Here is a 17,129-nt window from a genome sequence, read left to right as displayed (position 1 = left end):
TCGAGCAGGTGCGGGGCAAACAGGCGCGGGCCGGGTCGCCGGGCCGTCCGGGCTGGACTGGCGCGCCTCGCTGCGGCATGGGTGGCGCATGGCTGAGGAACCCAGAATGACGATGATCTATTCCGGCGCGATGATCTCTTCCGGCGCCCTGGCGCGCGCGCGCGCGCCGCTGGTCCGGTCGCGCGCACGCGGCCCGCTGGTCCGGTCGCGCGCACGCGCGCTGCTGGCCGGCTGTCTCGCCGCGCTGGCGCTGCTGGTCGCGGGCGCGCCCACGGCGAAGGCGCAATCGGCCCCTGACGCCTTCGCGGCGGCGGCCTTCGTCAACGGCAAGGCCGTGACCAATTTCGACGTCGCCCAGCGCCAGAAGCTGATCGGCCTGGTCGGCGCCGGCGCCGACGACCGCGAGACCGCGCTGCAGTCGGTGATCGACGACCGGCTCAAGCGCGGCGCGGCCTCCGCCGCCGGCGTCCAGGTCCCCCCCGAGGAGATCGAGGCCGCGCTGGGCCGCTTCGCCGGCTCGATGGGGGTCAGCGGGCCCGCCGCGCTGGAATCCCGCCTGCGCCAGGCCGGCGTCTCGCTGCCCGTGGCGCGCGAGTTCATCGAGACCGAGCTGCTCTGGTCGGCCCTCGTGCGCCGCGACTTCCTGCCCGGCGTCCAGGTCTCGGAGCAGGAAATCGACGCCCAGATCGAGGCGATGGGTCTCGACAAGCGGGTCAGCTACTCGATGGGCGAGATCGCGGTGCCTGACCAGGGCGATCCCGTGGGCAAGCGCGACGAGGTCCAGCAATGGGTCGAGGAGCTGCGCGCGGGCGCCGACTTCGAGGCGATGGCGCGCGCGCGCAGCCGCTCGCGCTCCGCGGCGCAGGGCGGGCGGATCGGCTGGGTGCCGGCCTCGGAGCTGCCCGGCGCGCTGTCCGCGATCCTGAGCCAGCTGCCCGCGGGCGGCGTCACCGACGCGCTGACCGCCCAGGGCGCGGTGGTGATCCTGAAGGTCTTCGAGCGGCGCGAGGAGCCCCGCGAGATGACCCCCGAGGATCGCGAGCGGGTGCGCGCCCAGATGCTCGAGCAGCGCCTGGCCCGGCAGGCCGAGGGGCGCCTGCAGCAGCTGCGCGCCCGGGCCTATGTCGAGCGACGCTGAGCGCGCCGGCGCGCCGCCGCCGCTGGCGCTGACCTGCGGCGACCCCGCCGGGATCTGCGCCGAGATCGCCGTTGGCGCCTGGTCGCGCCTGCGCGGCGCGTCGCCGATGTTCCTGATCGGCGACGCCGACCACGCCGCCGCCCACGGGCCCGTCCACCGCATCGAGGCGCCCGGGGAGGCGACCGCCGAGCTCTGCGCGCACGCCCTGCCGGTGCTGCACCGCCCGCTGGCCGTGCCGCCCCTGCCGGGCCGCCCCGCGCCGGAGAACGCGCCCATGGTCGTCGCCGCGATCGAGGAGGCCGTCGCCCTCTCGCGCGCCGGCCGCGCGGGCGGGGTGGTGACTTGCCCGATCAACAAGAAGGCGCTCTATGACGGCGCCGGCTTCGCCTTCCCGGGCCATACCGAGTTCCTGGCCGCGCTCGCGGGGGTCGCGCGCCCGGTGATGATGCTCGCCGGGCCGCAGCTTCGGGTGGTCCCCGTGACCATCCACATCGCCTTGTCCGCCGTGCCCGCGGCCCTGACGCCCGCGCTGCTGGAAGAGACGATCCGCGTCACCCGCGCGGGCCTGATCGAGGATTTCGCCCTGCCCAGCCCCCGCATCGCGGTGACCGGCCTGAACCCGCACGCCGGCGAGGGCGGCGCCATGGGCCGCGAGGAGATCGAGGTCATCGCCCCGGCGCTCGAGCGGCTGCGCGCCGAGGGCTTCGACCTCGCAGGCCCCCTGCCCGCCGACACGATGTTCCATGAGCGGGCCCGCGCGCGCTACGACGCCGCGGTATGCATGTATCACGACCAGGCGCTGATCCCGATCAAGGCGCTGGACTTCGACCGCGGGGTGAACGTCACGCTGGGGCTGCCGTTCGTACGCACCTCGCCCGACCACGGCACCGCCTATGACATCGCCGGACAGGGGCTGGCCGACCCGACCTCGCTGGTCGAGGCGATCCGGCTGGCGGCCTCGATGGCCGCGGCGCGGATGAGGGCGAGGGGGTGAGCGGTTCTCCCGACGGGCTGCCCCCGCTGCGCGAGGTGATCGCGACCCACGGGCTTTCGGCGAGGAAGGGGCTGGGGCAGAACTTCCTGCTGGACCTGAACCTGACCCGCCGCATCGCGCGCGCCGCCGGCCCGCTGGAGGGGGTCGAGGTGTTCGAGGTCGGCCCCGGTCCCGGCGGCCTGACCCGCGCCCTGCTGATCGAGGGCGCGGCCCGCGTGGTCGCCGTCGAACGCGACTCGCGCTGCCTGCCGGCGCTCGCCGAGGTGACGGCGGCCCACGACGGCCGTCTGGAGGTGATCGAGGGCGACGCGCTGAAGGTCCCGGCCGACGAGATCATGACCGCGCCCTGGCGGGTGGTCGCCAACCTGCCCTACTACGTGGGCACCGAACTGCTGGTGCGCTGGCTGACCCCGCCCTCCTGGCCTCCGGCGTGGCAGAGTCTGACGCTGATGTTCCAGAAGGAGGTGGCCGAGCGGATCGTGGCCGGGCCCGGCTCCAAGACCTGGGGGCGGCTGTCGGTGCTGGCGCAGTGGCGCTGCGACGCGCGGATCGCCTTCGATCTGCCGGCGCGGGCCTTCACCCCGCCGCCGAAGGTGGAATCGGCGGTGGTGGTGCTGACGCCCCTGCCCGAGCCTCGCTTTCCGGCCGAGCCGCGGCTGCTCGACCGGGTGGTCGGCGCCGCCTTCGGCCAGCGCCGCAAGATGCTGCGCCAGTCGCTGAAGACCGCGACGCCCGCCGCCGCGGCCCTGTGCGAGGCGGCGGGGGTGACCGAGACGCTGCGGGCCGACGACGTCTCGCTGGAGCAGTTCTGCGCCCTGGCCCGGGCGTTGGGCGAGATCCCGGCCGGGTAGCCATGCGGCGCCCGCTTCGCGGGCATTCCCCTGTCTCGACCCGCGCAGCCGCGCGGGCCTCGGGACGGCGGGCCGGGGCCCGCCTTCGGCGCCACGGGGCCGGGGCCCGCCTTCGGCGCGACGGGGCCGAAGCCCGCCTCCGGCGTGACGGGCCGGGGCCCGCCTTCGGCGGGAGGGATCGGCGGCGGACTTGACCGGCGAGCGGATCGGGGCGCGAATGGGCGCCTCGTCTCCTGCCAGAAGGTTCCGCCCATGCCCCTCGACGCCTATGCCGCCGGCGCGGCCTATGTGGACGGCCGCTACATGCCCGTCGCCGAGGCCGCCATCCCCGTCACCCATTTCGGCTGGCGGCGCTCGGACGTCACCTACGACGTGGTGGGGGTGTGGGAGGGGAGCTTCTTCCGCCTCGACGACCATCTGACGCGCTTCGCGGCCTCGCGCGCCAAGCTGCGCATGACCCCGGACGAGAGCGAGGCGGACCTGCGCGCGATCCTCAACCGGGTGGTGGCGCTGTCGGGGCTGCGCTCGGCCTACGTGTCGATGGAATGCGTGCGGGGGGCGCCCGCGCCTGGCCAGCCGCGCCACCCGGCCTTCGTGCGCCCCTATGTCGTGGCCTTCGCCATCCCCTGGATCTGGCTGGCCCCGCCCGAGATGATGGCGCGGGGGATGCACCTGATGACCTCTCAGACCCTGCGCATCCCGCCCGAGAGCGTCGAGCCGCGGGCCAAGAACTTTCACTGGGGCGACATGACCCGCGCCCAGTTCGAGGCGCTGGAGGCCGAGGCCGACTACGCGATCCTGCCCGACCGCGAGGGCAACGTCACCGAGGGGCCGGGGTTCAACGTGTTCTCGATCACGGGCGGGGTGGTCTCGACGCCGATCCGCGGCGGGCTCGACGGGATCACCCGCCAGTCGGTGATGGAGCTCTGCGAGGAGCTGGGCCTGCCGCTGGAGGTGCGCGCGATCCCGGTGGCGGAGCTGCAGGCGGCCGACGAGATCTTCGCCTGCACCACCGCGGGCGGGATCATGCCCGCCTCGCGCATCGACGGGCGGCGGATGAACAACGATCGCCCGGGGCCGATCTCGATGCGGCTGCACGACCGGTTCTGGGAGAAGCGGGCCGAGGGCTGGCGCGCCACGCCCGTCGACTACGCCGCGGCGACCGAGATGGCCTGAGCGGCGGGGGGGGGGCGGCCCGAGCCGCCCCGCTCAGTCGCCGGCCATCTCGATCAGCGCGCGCACCGCCAGCGGGTAGCCGCGCGCGCCCAGGCCCGCCATCACCGCGGTCGCGACCGGCGAGACCAGCGACTGGTGGTAGATCTTCTCGCGCTTGTGGACGTTGGAAATGTGCAGCTCGATCAGCGGACACGGGAGCATCTTCAGCGCGTCCATCACCGCCATCGAGTAGAAGGTGAAGGCGGCCGGATTGATCGCCACGCCCGCGGCGCCGGCGTCGATGGCCTCGTGGATCCAGTCGATCAGCTGCGACTCGGAGTTGGTCTGGCGGAACTCCAGCGGCAGGTCCCCGGCCTCGGCCCGGCACATCGCCTCGACCTCGGCCAGCGTGGTCCTGCCGTAGATCTCCGGCTCTCGCTTGCCCAGCCGGTTCAGGTTCGGTCCGTTCAGGACCCAGATCGCGCCGTCCATGCTCACCCCTGGTAGCCGAAGAGACGGGGCAGCCACAGCGACAGCCCCGGGAAGAAGGTTATCAGCGCCAGCGCCGCCAGCATCGCAAACAGGAACGGCAGCACCTCGCGCACGATGGCGTTCAGCTTCTGGCCCGAGATCGAGGCCATCACGAACAGCAGCAGCCCGTAGGGCGGCGTGATCAGACCCAGCATGATGTTGACCACGCACACGATCCCGAAATGCACCAGGTCGATGCCCAGCGCGTTGGCGGTGGGGATGAACACCGGCACGATCACCAGCAGGATCGTGGTCCCCTCGAGCAGGCAGCCCAGCGCCAGCAGGATCACGTTGACCATCAACAGGAAGCCCAGCGGCGAGAGATCGAACGCCGCCAGCCACGCCGAGAGCGCGGTGGGGATGTTCTCGAGCGTGACGACGTAGTTGTAGACGATGGCCCCCGCGATCAGCATCCCGATCGAGATCGTGGTCCGCGCCGCCCCCGACAGCGAGGCGTAGAGCGAGGCCGGCGTGATCGAGCGATAGAGCAGCGCCGAGACCAGCAGCGCATAGAGCGCCGCGACCGCAGCCGCCTCGGTCGGCGTGGTGGCGCCGCCGTAGATGCCCCCCAGCAGCACCGCGGGCATCAGCAGGGCCGGCAGCGCGGTCAGCGTCGCGCGGGGCAGATCGCGCGCAGGGACGGGCGGCTCGACCGGGAAGCGGCGGCGGCGGGAGACGCCCACGATCAGCCCCGCCTGCATCAGCCCCATCACCAGCCCCGGCACGACGCCAGCGAGGAACAGGTAGCCGATGGAGGCGTCGGAGACCAAAGCGTAGATCACCACCGGGATCGAGGGCGGGATGATCGGCCCGATCACCGCCGAGGATGCGGTCAGCGCCGCGGCGAAGGCGGGCGGATACTTGCCCCCCTCGGTCATCATCTTCTGCATCAGCTTGCCGGTGCCCGCCGCGTCCGCGATGGCCGAGCCCGACATGCCCGCGAAGATCACCGACTGCACCACGTTGACCAGCGCCAGACCGCCGCGGAACCGCCCCACGAAGGCGTTGCAGAAGGCCAGCAGGCGCATCGTCATGGCGCCGGCGTTCATCAGCTCGGCCGCCAGGATGAACAGCGGCACCGCCAGAAGAATATACGACGAGAACAGGCCGTTGAGCATCTGCTCGGCCGCGGTCCCCAGGTCGAGCCCCTCCATCATCAGGTAGAGGATCGAGGAGGCGATCATCGCGTGCCCGATCGGCAGCCCCAGCAGGGCCAGCGCCACGATCGAGATCACCGAGGCCGCAAACGGATCGATCGGCAGGCTCACGGCAGGTCCTCGAGGGTGCGCCCGCCCGCCTCGACCCGTCCGCGCAGGACCTGGATCAGCAGCCAGACATACCGCAGCAGCACCGCCACGGCGAAGATCATGAAGACCATGAACAGGTGGTCGTAGCGGATCCGCAGATAGGCGGTCTTCTGGATCTTCATGAAGCTCACGAAGTCCCAGGCCGCGGGCAGCGAGGCGCCGTAGAGGATCAGCAGCGCCGTGGCCGCGATCCCCTGCATCCAGCGCCGCGCCTTCGGCCCCGCCGCGCCCCAGATCACGTCGAAGCGGATCTCCTCGCGCTCGGGCAGCACCAGGCCCGCGCCCCACAGCACCAGCCACAGCCACATCACCAGCGTCAGCTCCGAGGCCCAGCCCACCGGCAGGTTCAGCAGATAGCGGCAGACCACCTGCACGATGAAGGCCGCGAACATCACCGCCAGCATGGCCACGGCGACATTCTCGGCCCGGCGGTGCAGCCAGCCGCCCAGCGAGATCAGGCGATCGGTCATGACAGAAGTCCTTTCAGCCGCGCCCGGGTCCCCGCCCGGGCGCGGCGCGCGTCCGCCCCAGGCTCAGAGCGCGTTGATCTTGTCGAGCATCCCCTCGGGCCAGGAGGCCGAGATCTCGGACTCAAGATACATCTTCTGCGCGTGCTCGCGGAACGCGTCCACGTCGGGGGTGTAGATCTCGAGCCCCTTCTCCTTGAAGCTTTCGGCCAGGGCCTCCTCGCGCGCGAGGTGCTGCTCGGTCGACCAGGCGATGGCCTCGTCGGCGGCCTTGTCGAATTCGGCGCGGGCTTCGTCGGACATGCCCTCGTAGGCGTCCTTGGAGATCACCAGCAGGTCGTAGCCCACCAGGTGCGAGGTCAGCACGATCTGCTTGGTGACCTCGTAGAACTTCATGTTCTCGACGTTGGGCAGCGGGTTGTCCTGGCCGTCGATGGCGCCGGTCTGCAGGCCCGTGTAGACCTCGGCGTAGGCCATCGGCGTGGGGTTGGCGCCCAGCGCCTCGCCCAGGAACTGCCAGGCCTCGCCGCCGGGCATGCGCAGCTTCACGCCGGCCATGTCGGCGGGGGTCTCGATCTTCTGGTCGGTGCGCAGGTTCACCTGGCGGGTGCCGAAGTAGGTGGGCCCGAGGATGTGGATGCCCAGCTGGTCCTCGGCCAGCTTCTTCATCTCGGCGCCGGCCTCGCTCTCGAAGAAGGTCTTCAGGTGCTCCGCGTCGCGGAACAGGTAGGCCGAGGTCAGGATCGAGAACGCCGGGATCTGGTTGGCGATGTCCTGGGGGGCGATGTTGCCCATTTCGAGGTTGCCGCGCTGGATGGCGATGATCTCGGTGCCCTGCTTGAACAGGGTCCCGCCGTAGTAGGGCTCGATCGTCGCGACGTCCGAGACGCCCTCCTTCAGGCGCTTCATCATCTCGGCGCGGATGTCCTGCTCGGAGAACACGGCCGAGAATTTCAGCGTCGGCTTGTCCTGGGCGAGCGCGGGCCCGGCGGCGAGCAGCGACGCCCCCGCCAGCAGCCCCAGCGCGGTTCTGCGCGCGAATCTGATCATGGTCTTCCTCCCTTTCTGGTTCTTGTCTGATCGTCCATCGACGACCGTGCGTCCCGGGGCAGCCCCGGCGGCCCCATCAGGCGGGCCTGCGCCGCCACCCGGAAGGGGGCGTTGGGTCCGCCATAGCCCGCATAGGCGCCCTGCCGCTCCACGATCTCGAAGAAGATCCCGTCCCCGAAGGGCCGTGAGTAGAGCTGCAGGAACCGCCCGCCGGCGTCCTGGTCGTAGAGGATGCTCGCCGCCCGCAGACGCGCCACATAGGCGTCGTCCAGCCCGAAGCGGGCGGAGAGGTCCTCGTAGTAGTTGTCGGGCATCGGCAGGGGCGCGAAGCCGTTCTCGGCCAGCGCCTCGGCCGTGGCCAGCAGGTCCGGGGAGGCAAAGGCCACATGCTGGACCGAGCTTCCGAAACTGTCGGCGATGAAGCGGCCGGCGAAGGTGCGGTGGGTGTCGGCCCCGTTCAGCGTCAGGCGGAGCGCGCCGTCGGGCGCCTCGATCGCCTGGCTGCGCACCAGCCCGCCGGGGTCCACGACGTCGACCATCGGCTGCTTCTCCACCTCGAACAGCGAGAGGTAGAACAGCGACCAGGTCAGCATCTCCTCGTAGTTCATCGTCTGCGCGACGTGGTCGACGCCGGTCAGGCCCGCGGGCCTCGCGGGGCCGTCGTCCTCGACCGGCCTGAACTCGGTCTCCCAGACCTGGGCGAGGCCGCTCGAGCCGTCGATGAAGTGCAGCACCCCTCCGCCGACGCCGCGGATGGCGGGGATGTCGAGCTCCCCCGGCCCCGCCGCCTGGGCGAAGGTCGCGGCCCCCAGCGCCCGCGCCCGGGCCACGGTCGCCTGCGCGTCGTCGACCGCGAGCCCCAGGTCGCAGACGTTGAGCCCGTGGGCGATGTGCGCGGCGCCCGCGAAACTGTCGCGGTCGGTGTTCACCGCCACCCGCGCCTCGCCCTGGCGCCACAGGTCCACGGCCTTGGAGACATGGCGCCCCTCGCGCCGGAAGCCCATGGCGCGCAGCAGGGCGCCCAGGTTCTCGGCCTCGCCCTCGTCGGCGGCGAACTCGACGAAGCTGACGCCGCGGGCGTGGATGCGGGGCGGCATCGGGGGCGCGGAGATCGCGATCTCGGGCTCCAGCCGCGCCACCTGGTCCATCAGGTGCAGGAGCGAGCGTCGCCCGTCCACCGCGATGGTCCGCGGGCTGCCGCCCCGGAACTGGTCGTTGAACACCTCGAGGCTCAGCGGCCCCGCGTAGCCGGTGGCCGCCACCGCGCGCATGAAGCCGGTGACGTCGAGGTCGCCCTCGCCGGGCATGCAGCGGAAGTGCCGCGACCAGTAGAGCAGATCCATGTCGATCTTCGGCGCGTCGGCGAGCTGCACGAAGAAGATCTTGTCGCCGGGGATCCGCCGGATCGTGTCGGGGTCGATCCCCCGCCCCAGCGTGTGGAAGCTGTCCACGATCAGCCCGACCGAGGGGTGGTCGGCCCGGCGCACCACTTCCCAGGCGTCGCGATGGTCGTTGACGTGACGGCCCCAGGCCAGCGCCTCGAACCCCACCCGCAGGCCGCGGGCGGCCGCCCGCTCGCCGAGCGCGGCGAAATCGTCGGCCATGCGGTCGATGCCGCCCAGCGCCTCGGGGTGGACCGAGGAGCACACCAGCACGAGATCGCAGCCCATCCGCTCCATCAGGTCGAACTTGCGCTCGGCCCGGTCGAAGGCGCGGGCGCGCAGCGGCTCGGGCAGGCCCTCGAAGTCGCGGAAGGGCTGGAAAAGGGTGATCTCGAGGCCGTGGCCCTCGGCCATGCGGGCGACCTCGCGGGCGCCGTGTTCGAAGGCGATGAAGTCCTGCTCGAAGATCTCGATCCCGTCGAAGCCGGCCGCCGAGATCGCCGAGAGCTTCTCGCGCAGGTCGCCGGCAAGGCAGACCGTGGCGATCGAGGTCTTCAGGGGCGCGCGGGTCATGCCGACCCCTCCGCGGGGGCGTCGAACGCCTCGAAGGTGGCGCGCATGCGCGCGGGGTCGGCGGTCAGGCCGGTGAACAGACCGAAGGCGCGCACCGCCTGGAAGATCGCCATGCCCGAGCCGGGCAGCACCCGGCAGCCCTTTGCGCGGGCCGCGCGCAGCAGCGCGGTCTCGAGCGGGAAGTAGACCACGTCGGCGACCCAGTGGCGGGGGGCGAGGGCCTCGGGCGGGATCGGCAGGCCGGGCAGCTTCTCCATGCCCACCGGGGTGGCGTTGACGATGCCGTCGGCCTGCGCGGCGCAGGACGGGTCGGACGCGGCCTCGGCCCGCCCCGCGCCATGGCGCGCGACGACGGCCGCGGCGAGATCGCGGGCGAGATCCCCGTCCACGTCCAGGATCATCAGCCGCTCCACCCCCGCGTCGGCCAGCGCATGGGCCACCGCGCCCCCCGCCCCGCCGGCGCCCAGCAGCAGAACCGCCTCGCGCCGCGCGTCGGGCAGGCCCTGCGCGAAGCTCTGCGCAAAGCCGAAGTGATCGGTGTTGTGCCCGCGGCGACGGCCCTCGGCGAAGACCACGGTGTTGACCGCCCCCACCGCGCGGGCGTTGTCCGACAGCTCGTGCAGGTGGGCCGCCACGGCGCGCTTGTAGGGATAGGTGACGTTGAGCCCGTCGAAGCCCTCGCCCTCGAGACGCGAGAGCAGGTCGCCCAGCGGCTCCTCCCGCCCGGCCATGTCGATCAGGCGGTAGTCGAGCGACACGCCCTGCGCGCGCCCTTCGTCCATGTGCATGCGCGGCGTGCGGGAGGGGCCGATGCCCTGCCCGACGAGACCGACCAGAACCGGCCTGTCGCCGACGCGCGGCGCGGGGCTCCCGCCCGTGCCGCGCGCATCGATGCCGGGCGCCGAATGGTCCGCCAAGCCGTGTCCCTCCCTGCGCCGATCTCCCTTCGGCCTGGCTCGACAATGTTCGCCGCGGTTAAATATGTCAAGAATGTTCGCATCGGTTAAAATGGCGCGACGACGCGGGGACTGGCGAAGGGGCGCGCGGGGCGCTGAACTGGCTCGGGGAGGAAACGCCATGGACGAACCCGATCAGAGCTTCGAGGCGGAGCCCGCCGAGGGCGACGGCGCGCGGCGACGCTGGAAGCAGGATCCCGAGGCGGTGCGCGCCGACATTCTGGGCGCGGCGCGGGCGCTGTTCGCGCAGAAGGGCTATTCCGGCGCCCGGATCGAGGAGATCGCCGCCCGCACCGCCTGCTCGAAGCGGATGATCTACTACTACTTCGGCGACAAGGAGGGGCTGTGGCGCGCGGTGCTGGCCGAGGCCTACCGCCGGACCCGCGAGGCGGAGGAGGCGCTCGACCTCCAGGGTCTGCCCCCGGCCGAGGCCCTGCGCCGGCTGGCCGAGTTCACCTTCGAGAATCACGCCGCGCGCCGCGACTTCATCCGCCTGGTGATGATCGAGAACGTGCACGAGGGCGCGCACATGCCCCAGGCCGACGAGATGGCGGGTCAGAACGTCTCGATCCTGCGGCTGCTGGGGGACATCTACGACCGCGGCCTCGCGGCGGGGATCTTCCGCCCGGGGCTGACGCCGCTCGAGCTGCACTGGCAGATCTCGGCGCTGTCGTATTTCAACGTCGCCAACCAGGCGACCTTCTCGCGGATCTTCGGCGAGGCGTTGTTCACCCCCGACGGCCAGGCCCGCCTGAAGCGCCAGGTCGGCGAGGCGCTGCTGCGCTTCGTGCTGAGGCCGGAGGCGGCGGCTCGCGAGCTCGACGGCTGAGGCGGCCCCGGGGGGGCCGGGGGGGGCGCACGATCGGGAGGGTCCGCGACGATCCCGCCGCCGGGGCGGCGGTTCTCAGGCGAGTCCCGCCGGGGGAGGCCCCCGGCGCAACGCGGCGCCTGCCCTCAGGCCGCGCCGCCGGCGGCTGCGCCGAGCGGCTGGGGCTCGACGCCCAGCGCGCGGCAGACGTCGTAGGGCAGATCGGGGTTGTTGAGCGTGTAGAAGTGGATGTGCTCCACCCCCTCAGAGCGGAGCGCGTCGCACTGCTCGGCGCAGATGGCGCGGCTGAGGGTCTCGGTCATGCCCTGCTCGTCGGCGTTGGCGTAGGCGGTCTCGAGGAAATCGGGGACCGAGGCGCCGCAGCCGGCCGCAAACCGCTTCATCTTGGCAAAGTTCTCGATCGGCAGGATCCCGGGGTGGATCGGCGCGGTGATCCCCGCCTTTGCGGCGAGATCGCGGAAGCGCAGGAAATGCGCGTTGTCGAAGAAGAACTGGGTGATGGCGCTTTCGGCGCCCGCGTCCAGCTTGCGCTTGAGGTTGTCGAGGTCGGCGTCGGGGCTGCCGCTCTCGGGATGGAACTCGGGGTAGGCCGCGACCGAGATCCGGTCATGCCCGGCCTCGCGCAGGGCGCGGGTCAGCTCGGCGGCGTTGCGGAAGCCCTCGGGATGGGCCTCGAACCGCTCGGAGCCCTTGGGCGGGTCGCCGCGCAGCGCCACGATGCGCCGGGCGCCCAGCTTGCGGTAGCCGTCGGCCTCGGCCAGCGTCTCCTCGCGCGTGGCGCCCACGCAGGTCAGGTGGCCCGCGACCTGCAGGCGCGCGCGATCCAGGATCGCCTTGATCGCGTTGCGGGTGCGGTCGCGCGTGGTGCCCCCGGCGCCGTAGGTCACCGAGACGTAATCCGGGCCCAGCGGCGCCAGACGCTCGACCGACCGCCACAGGCGCATCGCCCCTTCCGGCGTGGCCGGCGGGAAGAACTCGAAGGAAATGGACAGGCGTCGGCCGGTCGTATCCGTCACGATGCAGCTCCTTTGACAGGGGCGCGGCGAAGCGCGGGCCCCGCGCCCCGGATGGGCGCAGGTCATCGGACCTTCTTACGGTCTGGGAGGCGACGCTTCAACGTTCGTTTGCGGCGCCGCCGCAAACTCCGCGGCGCCGCTCCACGGATCCTTCGGGGGAGCGCGAGGCCGCCGCGGCGCCCCGAATCTCCTGCCTCACCCCTGACCCCGCCCGGCCCTCATGCGCCCTCGCGCTTTCCGGGGCCCCTGCGGCGCGGCCGGATTTCCCGACGTCCCGCGCGCCGTTCGCGACATCGGCCCGCCGTCGCGGCAAGCCGTTGAGCGCGCGGCGCGTTTGCGACGCGAACCGATGTCGCGTTTCAGCTTCGCCCAGTCGCTCCCAAGATGCGCCCGCGCCCGCCGAGGGCGTATCCGGGGCCTGAAGGCGGGCGGTTCCGGATCGAAACGCCCCGCCGCAAGGAGACGGATTTGACCCAGGTGACAGTGGTCTGGTGGCGGGACATCCCCGCACAGGTGGTCGCGGGCAAGGGCCGGCGCGGCGGGGCCAAGCGCCCCCTGCCCGAGCGCTTCGAGCAGGCGATCGACCGCTGCGCGATGAAGGTCGGGGCCAGGGACTCCGACGCCTACCTGGCCGAGTGGCGGCGCGCGGCGCCCTACGAGGTCGAGGCGGAAACCGACGCGGCGGCGGCGGACGCCGAGGCCATGCGCCTCGACGCCGAATACGACGCCGAACGGATCAAGGCGCTGATCGCCAACGACGGCTGGGAGCCGAAGGGCTAGCGGCAGGCGCTGCGGAAACCGGAGGGAAACCTCCCGCGGGCATCATCGGAACCGGCGCAGGGCGCGTCGGGAGGTCGAGGAAAGGGAGACGGGCATGTCGAAGGTGATCGATTTCTTCGCGCGGCGCACGCGCCAGGCGGCGCCGGCCTCGCTGTCTCCCGCCGCCCGGATCGCCGAAACGATCCAGGGCTTCTCGATCGAGGTGATGCCCCGCACCGCCGCCAAGATCGACAGCTTCGCCGAGATCCTGCCCGCCGGCTCGCGGATCTATATCGCGCATATCGACGGCACCCCGATCGAGGAGATGGTCGAGACCGCGCGCCGCATCACCGACGAGGGCTTCGAGGCGATGCCGCACTTCCCGGCCCGCTCGATCCCCTCGAAGGCGGCGCTGGCCGACTGGATCGCGCGCTACCAGGGCGAGGCGGGGGTGAGCTCGGCGCTGCTGCTGGGCGGCGGCGTGACCCAGCCGCGGGGCGAGTTCCACTGCTCGATGCAGCTGATGGAGAGCGGCCTCTTCGACGCGGCCGGCTTCGCCCGCCTGCATGTCGCCGGCCACCCCGAGGGCAACAAGGACATCGACGCCGACGGGTCCGAGGCCAATGTGATGGCCGCGCTGAAGTGGAAGCAGGCCTTCTCCGAGCGGACCGACGCGAAGATGGCCATCGCCACCCAGTTCGTGTTCGAGCCGGGTCCCGTCGTCGCCTGGGCCGCGCGCCTGCGCGAGGCGGACGTCGACCTGCCGATCCACGTGGGCGTCGCGGGTCCGGCCAAGCTGCAGACCCTGATCAAGTACGCGCTGACCTGCGGCGTGGGCCCCTCGGTCCAGGTGCTGCAGAAGCGCGCGGCCGACGTGACCAAGCTGATGCTGCCGTTCACGCCCGACCGGGTGCTGGCCGACATCGCCGCGGCGAAGCTCGCCGATCCGGCCCTGCAGATCGAACAGGTGCACTTCTTCCCGCTGGGCGGCATCGGCAAGACCGCCGAATACGTCGCCGAGGCCGGCGCCACCGGGCGGGCCGCCGCCTACGCCTGATGCGGCGCGAACCGGGGCGGGGGGCTGACGCTTCCCGCGGCGCGTGCTAACCGTCCCCCTCCGCCGCGCGGGGGGACGTTTTCCCCTGCCCAGACGCAACGCGCCCGACCCGGGCCTGTCCGAGGACCCTCCATGACCCGCACCGTCGTCGAGTCCAAGTCGAAGACCGTCGTGATCGGCTTTGACGAGCCCTTCTGCGTGATCGGCGAGCGGATCAACCCGACGGGCCGCAAGAAGCTGGCGGCCGAGCTGGAGATGGACGACTTCACCACCGTCGAGAAGGACGCGCTCGAGCAGGTGGCCTGCGGGGCGATGGTGCTCGACATCAACTCGGGCGCGGTGTTCTCCAACAAGATGGAGGCCGACCCCCGCTACGCCGACAACAACTTCGTCGAGCCGATGCTGATGAAGGCGCTGATCGAGAAGGTGCAGGCCGTCGTCGACGTGCCGCTGTGCATCGACAGCTCGGTCCCCGGCGCGCTGGAGAACGGGCTCGAGGCCGCGAACGGCCGCCCGCTCCTGAACTCGGTCACCGGCGAGGAGGAGCGGCTCGAGCTCGTGCTGCCGCTGGTCAAGAAATACAACGTGCCGGTGGTGGCGATCTCCAACGACGACACCGGCATCTCCGAGGACCCCGAGGTGCGCTTCGCGGTGGCCAAGAAGATCGTCGAGCGGGCGGCGGATTTCGGCATTCCCGCCCATGACATCGTGGTGGATCCGCTGGTGATGCCGATCGGGGCCATGGCCTCGGCCGGGCAGCAGGTCTTCGCCCTCGTGCGCCGCCTGCGCGACGAGCTGGGGGTGAACACCACCTGCGGCGCCTCCAACGTCTCCTTCGGCCTGCCCAACCGCCACGGGATCAACGCGGCCTTCCTGCCGATGGCGATCGGGGCGGGCATGACCTCGGCGATCATGAACCCCGTCCGCCCGCAGGAGATGGAGGCGATCCGCGCCGCCAACCTGCTGATGAACCACGATCCCCACGGCGCCGCCTGGATCATGGCCAACCGCGCGCCCACCCCCGAGGGCGAGGCCCCCGCCGGCGCCCGCGGCGGCCGCGAAGGGCGTCGCCGCCGCCGCGCCTGACCGGCCCTCCCCGGCTCCCGGGCCGGGAGGGCGATCCGCGATTGATCGCGACGCCGCGTCTGCTCTAGCATCGGTTGCGCCGGAGGACGGTTCCGTCCCCCGGCGCAATTGTTTGCGGAGGACCCCGATGGCCGCGCTGAGCGACTTCTTCGACCGTCTCCGGGCGCCCTCCGCGTCCCGCGGCGCCCCGGTCTTCGCCGCCCGCCAGGCCGAGGGCGCGAACCTCGCCATGCTGCTGCAGTTCTACAGCTCGCTCTCGGCCCGCTTCCAGCTGATGAGCGGGCGCCACGACGCGGGCTCGGCGGCGGAGGCCGAGCGGCGGATCGCCGACATCCTCGCCCCGATCGACGATCCCCGGGCCGAGGCCGCCGAATTCTCCTGGCGCGCGGCCTATATCGCCGAGACGCTGATGACCGCGCTGATGCGCGACGAGGAGATCCGCGCCGAGGTCGCCGAGCGGCTCGAGGATCGCCGGGTCCAGGCGGACGCGGCCGGGATGGCGCTGTGTCTGCAATGCCGAGAGGCGCTCGATCCGCCCGCGCCCGACCTGGGGCGGGCGCGGGCGCTGCTGCGCCAGGCGGTGGTGGCCGACCAGTGGCGCCGCTCGGTGCGGGTCGAGATCGACCGGCTCGCCGGGCGCTATCGCCTGCGGCTGAACCAGGCGTTCCTGCTGACGCTGTTCCTGTTCCTCTCGGTGCTGTTCATCCGCCCGGACTCGGTCGCCGACCAGGTCGGCCTGGACCTGCTGGCGGTGACCCGGGATTCGGGGGGCGGCTACTCGGGACTGCTTACGGCGATCCTGGCGGGGCTGATGGGGGGCAGCTTCTCGACGCTGGTGTTCTCCAAGACCATCGCGGCGCGCAGCATCGAGGAGATGCAGGCGATCTCCTCGAAGGTGCAGATCCTGATGCGGCTGCTGGTGGGGGGCGGCGGGGCCTCGATCCTGTACTTCTTCTTCGAGACCGGGCTGATCACCGGCGTCGCGATCCCCAACCTCGACACGCTGGCCTTCGCCAAGGTGAGCCTGGGTGTGGACGCGGGCCCCGCGCCGGACCCCGCGCAGAAGTTCGGCATCTACGTGCCCAACAAGGACGTGTCGCTGCTGATGATCTGGAGCTTCCTGGCCGGCTTCTCGGAGTCGCTGGTCCCCCAGATGCTGACGCGGGTCGAGACCGCGAGCGGCGGGCCGCCCTCGCAGGGGCCGCTGCCCTCGCCGCCCCCGCGCGCGCCCTCGGCCCCGCCGACGCCGGACGCCCCCGACCCCGCCCGCGAGGCCCGCACGGACGAAGATCCCGCCCCGCGGCGCCCGACGCCGCCACGCGCCGCCGACGCCCCCGCGACTCCCGGCGACGAGACCGGCTCGGAGGCCCTGCCCCGCGCAAGCGACGCCGCGCTCGACGCCTCGACGATCCCGCGAGCCCCTCGCCCGCGCGGCTGACGCGCGACTGACGCGCGGGCGAGAGACGGTTGACCTGCGCCGCCGCCCGGCCGAGCCTGCGCGGCCATGGCGCCTAACGGGAGGACCCCCATGCGCATTCGATCCATCGCGACCGCGCTGACGCTGCTGGCCGCGCCTGCCGCGCTCGCCGGGGCCGCCGACGGGACCTGGAAGACCGAGGCCAACGGCGAGGGCGCCTATCTCGAGGTCGAGGTCGGCCCCTGCGAGGCCGACGCCGCGCGGACCTGCGGCGTGATCCGGCGCGCGATGACGCCCGAAGGCGAGGCGCCCGAGTATCCCCACATCGGCCGGCTGATCATCCGCGACATGGCCCCCGACGGCGCGCAGGCCTGGGACGACGGCGAGATCTGGGCCCCCGACGACGACAAGACCTACGATTCGTCGATGGAGCTGGTCGCCGAGGGCCTGAAGGTCGAGGGTTGCGTGCTGGTCTTCTGCCGCAGCCAGGTCTGGACGCCTGTCGAGTGAGGCCGGCCGCGGCGCGCTGGCGCTTTGCCTCGCGGCGCGGCGCGCTCTAAG

General features: G+C 72.3%; 17 protein-coding genes. 10 read left to right on the top strand and 7 right to left on the bottom strand.

Annotated features, from left to right (window positions below):
* The first annotated feature begins 106 nt into the window (after positions 1–106).
* From AAC134_RS08815 to AAC134_RS08800, 4 genes are all read left to right on the top strand, one after another.
* Positions 107–1,138, top strand: coding sequence for a peptidylprolyl isomerase (locus AAC134_RS08815; protein WP_339948710.1), 1,032 nt, complete (start codon positions 107–109; stop codon positions 1,136–1,138).
* Entirely contained in the window at positions 1,122–2,132 is a 1,011-nt protein-coding gene (gene pdxA / locus AAC134_RS08810; RefSeq protein WP_339948709.1) for a 4-hydroxythreonine-4-phosphate dehydrogenase PdxA, read from the top strand. The genes AAC134_RS08815 and pdxA overlap by 17 nt, the downstream gene beginning before the upstream one ends.
* A complete protein-coding gene (gene rsmA, locus AAC134_RS08805; RefSeq protein WP_339948708.1) occupies positions 2,129–2,983 on the top strand; it encodes a 16S rRNA (adenine(1518)-N(6)/adenine(1519)-N(6))-dimethyltransferase RsmA in 855 nt (284 codons plus the stop codon). Before pdxA ends, rsmA begins: the two co-directional genes overlap by 4 nt.
* A gap of 252 nt (positions 2,984–3,235) precedes the next feature.
* Positions 3,236–4,159 carry an aminotransferase class IV gene (locus AAC134_RS08800; protein WP_339948707.1) on the top strand — a complete coding sequence of 308 codons (924 nt, stop codon included), beginning with the start codon at positions 3,236–3,238 and terminating at the stop codon, positions 4,157–4,159.
* 33 nt (positions 4,160–4,192) lie between these two features.
* On the opposite strand, the gene AAC134_RS08795 is transcribed toward AAC134_RS08800, so the two are convergent.
* The 6 genes from AAC134_RS08795 to AAC134_RS08770 form a co-directional block, all read right to left on the bottom strand.
* Entirely contained in the window at positions 4,193–4,630 is a 438-nt protein-coding gene (locus tag AAC134_RS08795; protein ID WP_339948706.1) for a type II 3-dehydroquinate dehydratase, read from the bottom strand.
* Positions 4,631–4,632: 2 nt separating this feature from the next.
* Positions 4,633–5,937 carry a TRAP transporter large permease gene (locus AAC134_RS08790; protein ID WP_339948705.1) on the bottom strand — a complete coding sequence of 435 codons (1,305 nt, stop codon included), beginning with the start codon at positions 5,935–5,937 and terminating at the stop codon, positions 4,633–4,635.
* Positions 5,934–6,446 carry a TRAP transporter small permease subunit gene (locus AAC134_RS08785; protein ID WP_339948704.1) on the bottom strand — a complete coding sequence of 171 codons (513 nt, stop codon included), beginning with the start codon at positions 6,444–6,446 and terminating at the stop codon, positions 5,934–5,936. Before AAC134_RS08785 ends, AAC134_RS08790 begins: the two co-directional genes overlap by 4 nt.
* 63 nt (positions 6,447–6,509) lie before the next feature.
* Entirely contained in the window at positions 6,510–7,493 is a 984-nt protein-coding gene (gene dctP / locus AAC134_RS08780) for a TRAP transporter substrate-binding protein DctP (protein ID WP_339948703.1), read from the bottom strand.
* On the bottom strand, positions 7,490–9,433 hold the full coding sequence (locus tag AAC134_RS08775; RefSeq protein ID WP_339948728.1) for a TIM barrel protein: 1,944 nt from the start codon (positions 9,431–9,433) through the stop codon (positions 7,490–7,492). The genes dctP and AAC134_RS08775 overlap by 4 nt, the downstream gene beginning before the upstream one ends.
* Positions 9,434–9,444: 11 nt before the next feature.
* Positions 9,445–10,365, bottom strand: coding sequence for a shikimate dehydrogenase (locus AAC134_RS08770; protein WP_339948702.1), 921 nt, complete (start codon positions 10,363–10,365; stop codon positions 9,445–9,447).
* A 160-nt stretch (positions 10,366–10,525) separates the two neighbouring features.
* On the opposite strand from AAC134_RS08770, the gene AAC134_RS08765 reads away from it, so the two are divergent.
* Complete coding sequence (locus tag AAC134_RS08765; protein WP_339948701.1) at positions 10,526–11,233, top strand: TetR/AcrR family transcriptional regulator; 708 nt, start codon at positions 10,526–10,528, stop codon at positions 11,231–11,233.
* Positions 11,234–11,358: 125 nt separating this feature from the next.
* Here AAC134_RS08765 and metF read toward each other — a convergent pair whose 3' ends face one another.
* Positions 11,359–12,249 carry a methylenetetrahydrofolate reductase [NAD(P)H] gene (gene metF, locus AAC134_RS08760; RefSeq protein ID WP_339948700.1) on the bottom strand — a complete coding sequence of 297 codons (891 nt, stop codon included), beginning with the start codon at positions 12,247–12,249 and terminating at the stop codon, positions 11,359–11,361.
* Positions 12,250–12,717: 468 nt separating this feature from the next.
* On the opposite strand from metF, the gene AAC134_RS08755 reads away from it, so the two are divergent.
* The 5 genes from AAC134_RS08755 to AAC134_RS08735 all read left to right on the top strand — a co-directional run bounded on the left by AAC134_RS08755 (position 12,718) and on the right by AAC134_RS08735 (position 17,078).
* Entirely contained in the window at positions 12,718–13,029 is a 312-nt protein-coding gene (locus AAC134_RS08755; RefSeq protein ID WP_339948699.1) for a virulence factor, read from the top strand.
* Between the two features lie 94 nt (positions 13,030–13,123).
* Positions 13,124–14,065, top strand: coding sequence for a methylenetetrahydrofolate reductase (locus tag AAC134_RS08750; RefSeq protein WP_339948698.1), 942 nt, complete (start codon positions 13,124–13,126; stop codon positions 14,063–14,065).
* 132 nt (positions 14,066–14,197) lie between these two features.
* Positions 14,198–15,151, top strand: a complete 954-nt coding sequence (locus tag AAC134_RS08745) for a methyltetrahydrofolate cobalamin methyltransferase (RefSeq protein WP_339948697.1) — start codon at positions 14,198–14,200, stop codon at positions 15,149–15,151.
* Between the two features lie 127 nt (positions 15,152–15,278).
* Positions 15,279–16,589, top strand: a complete 1,311-nt coding sequence (locus AAC134_RS08740; protein WP_339948696.1) for a hypothetical protein — start codon at positions 15,279–15,281, stop codon at positions 16,587–16,589.
* A gap of 90 nt (positions 16,590–16,679) precedes the next feature.
* Positions 16,680–17,078 carry a DUF2147 domain-containing protein gene (locus AAC134_RS08735; protein WP_339948695.1) on the top strand — a complete coding sequence of 133 codons (399 nt, stop codon included), beginning with the start codon at positions 16,680–16,682 and terminating at the stop codon, positions 17,076–17,078.
* Positions 17,079–17,129 lie beyond the last annotated feature (51 nt).

The organism is uncultured Albimonas sp. (assembly GCF_963977235.1).
Lineage (GTDB): Bacteria > Pseudomonadota > Alphaproteobacteria > Rhodobacterales > Rhodobacteraceae > Albimonas.
The sequence above is the reverse complement of the archived record's forward strand: the minus strand, read 5'-3'. Positions and strand labels throughout refer to the sequence as shown.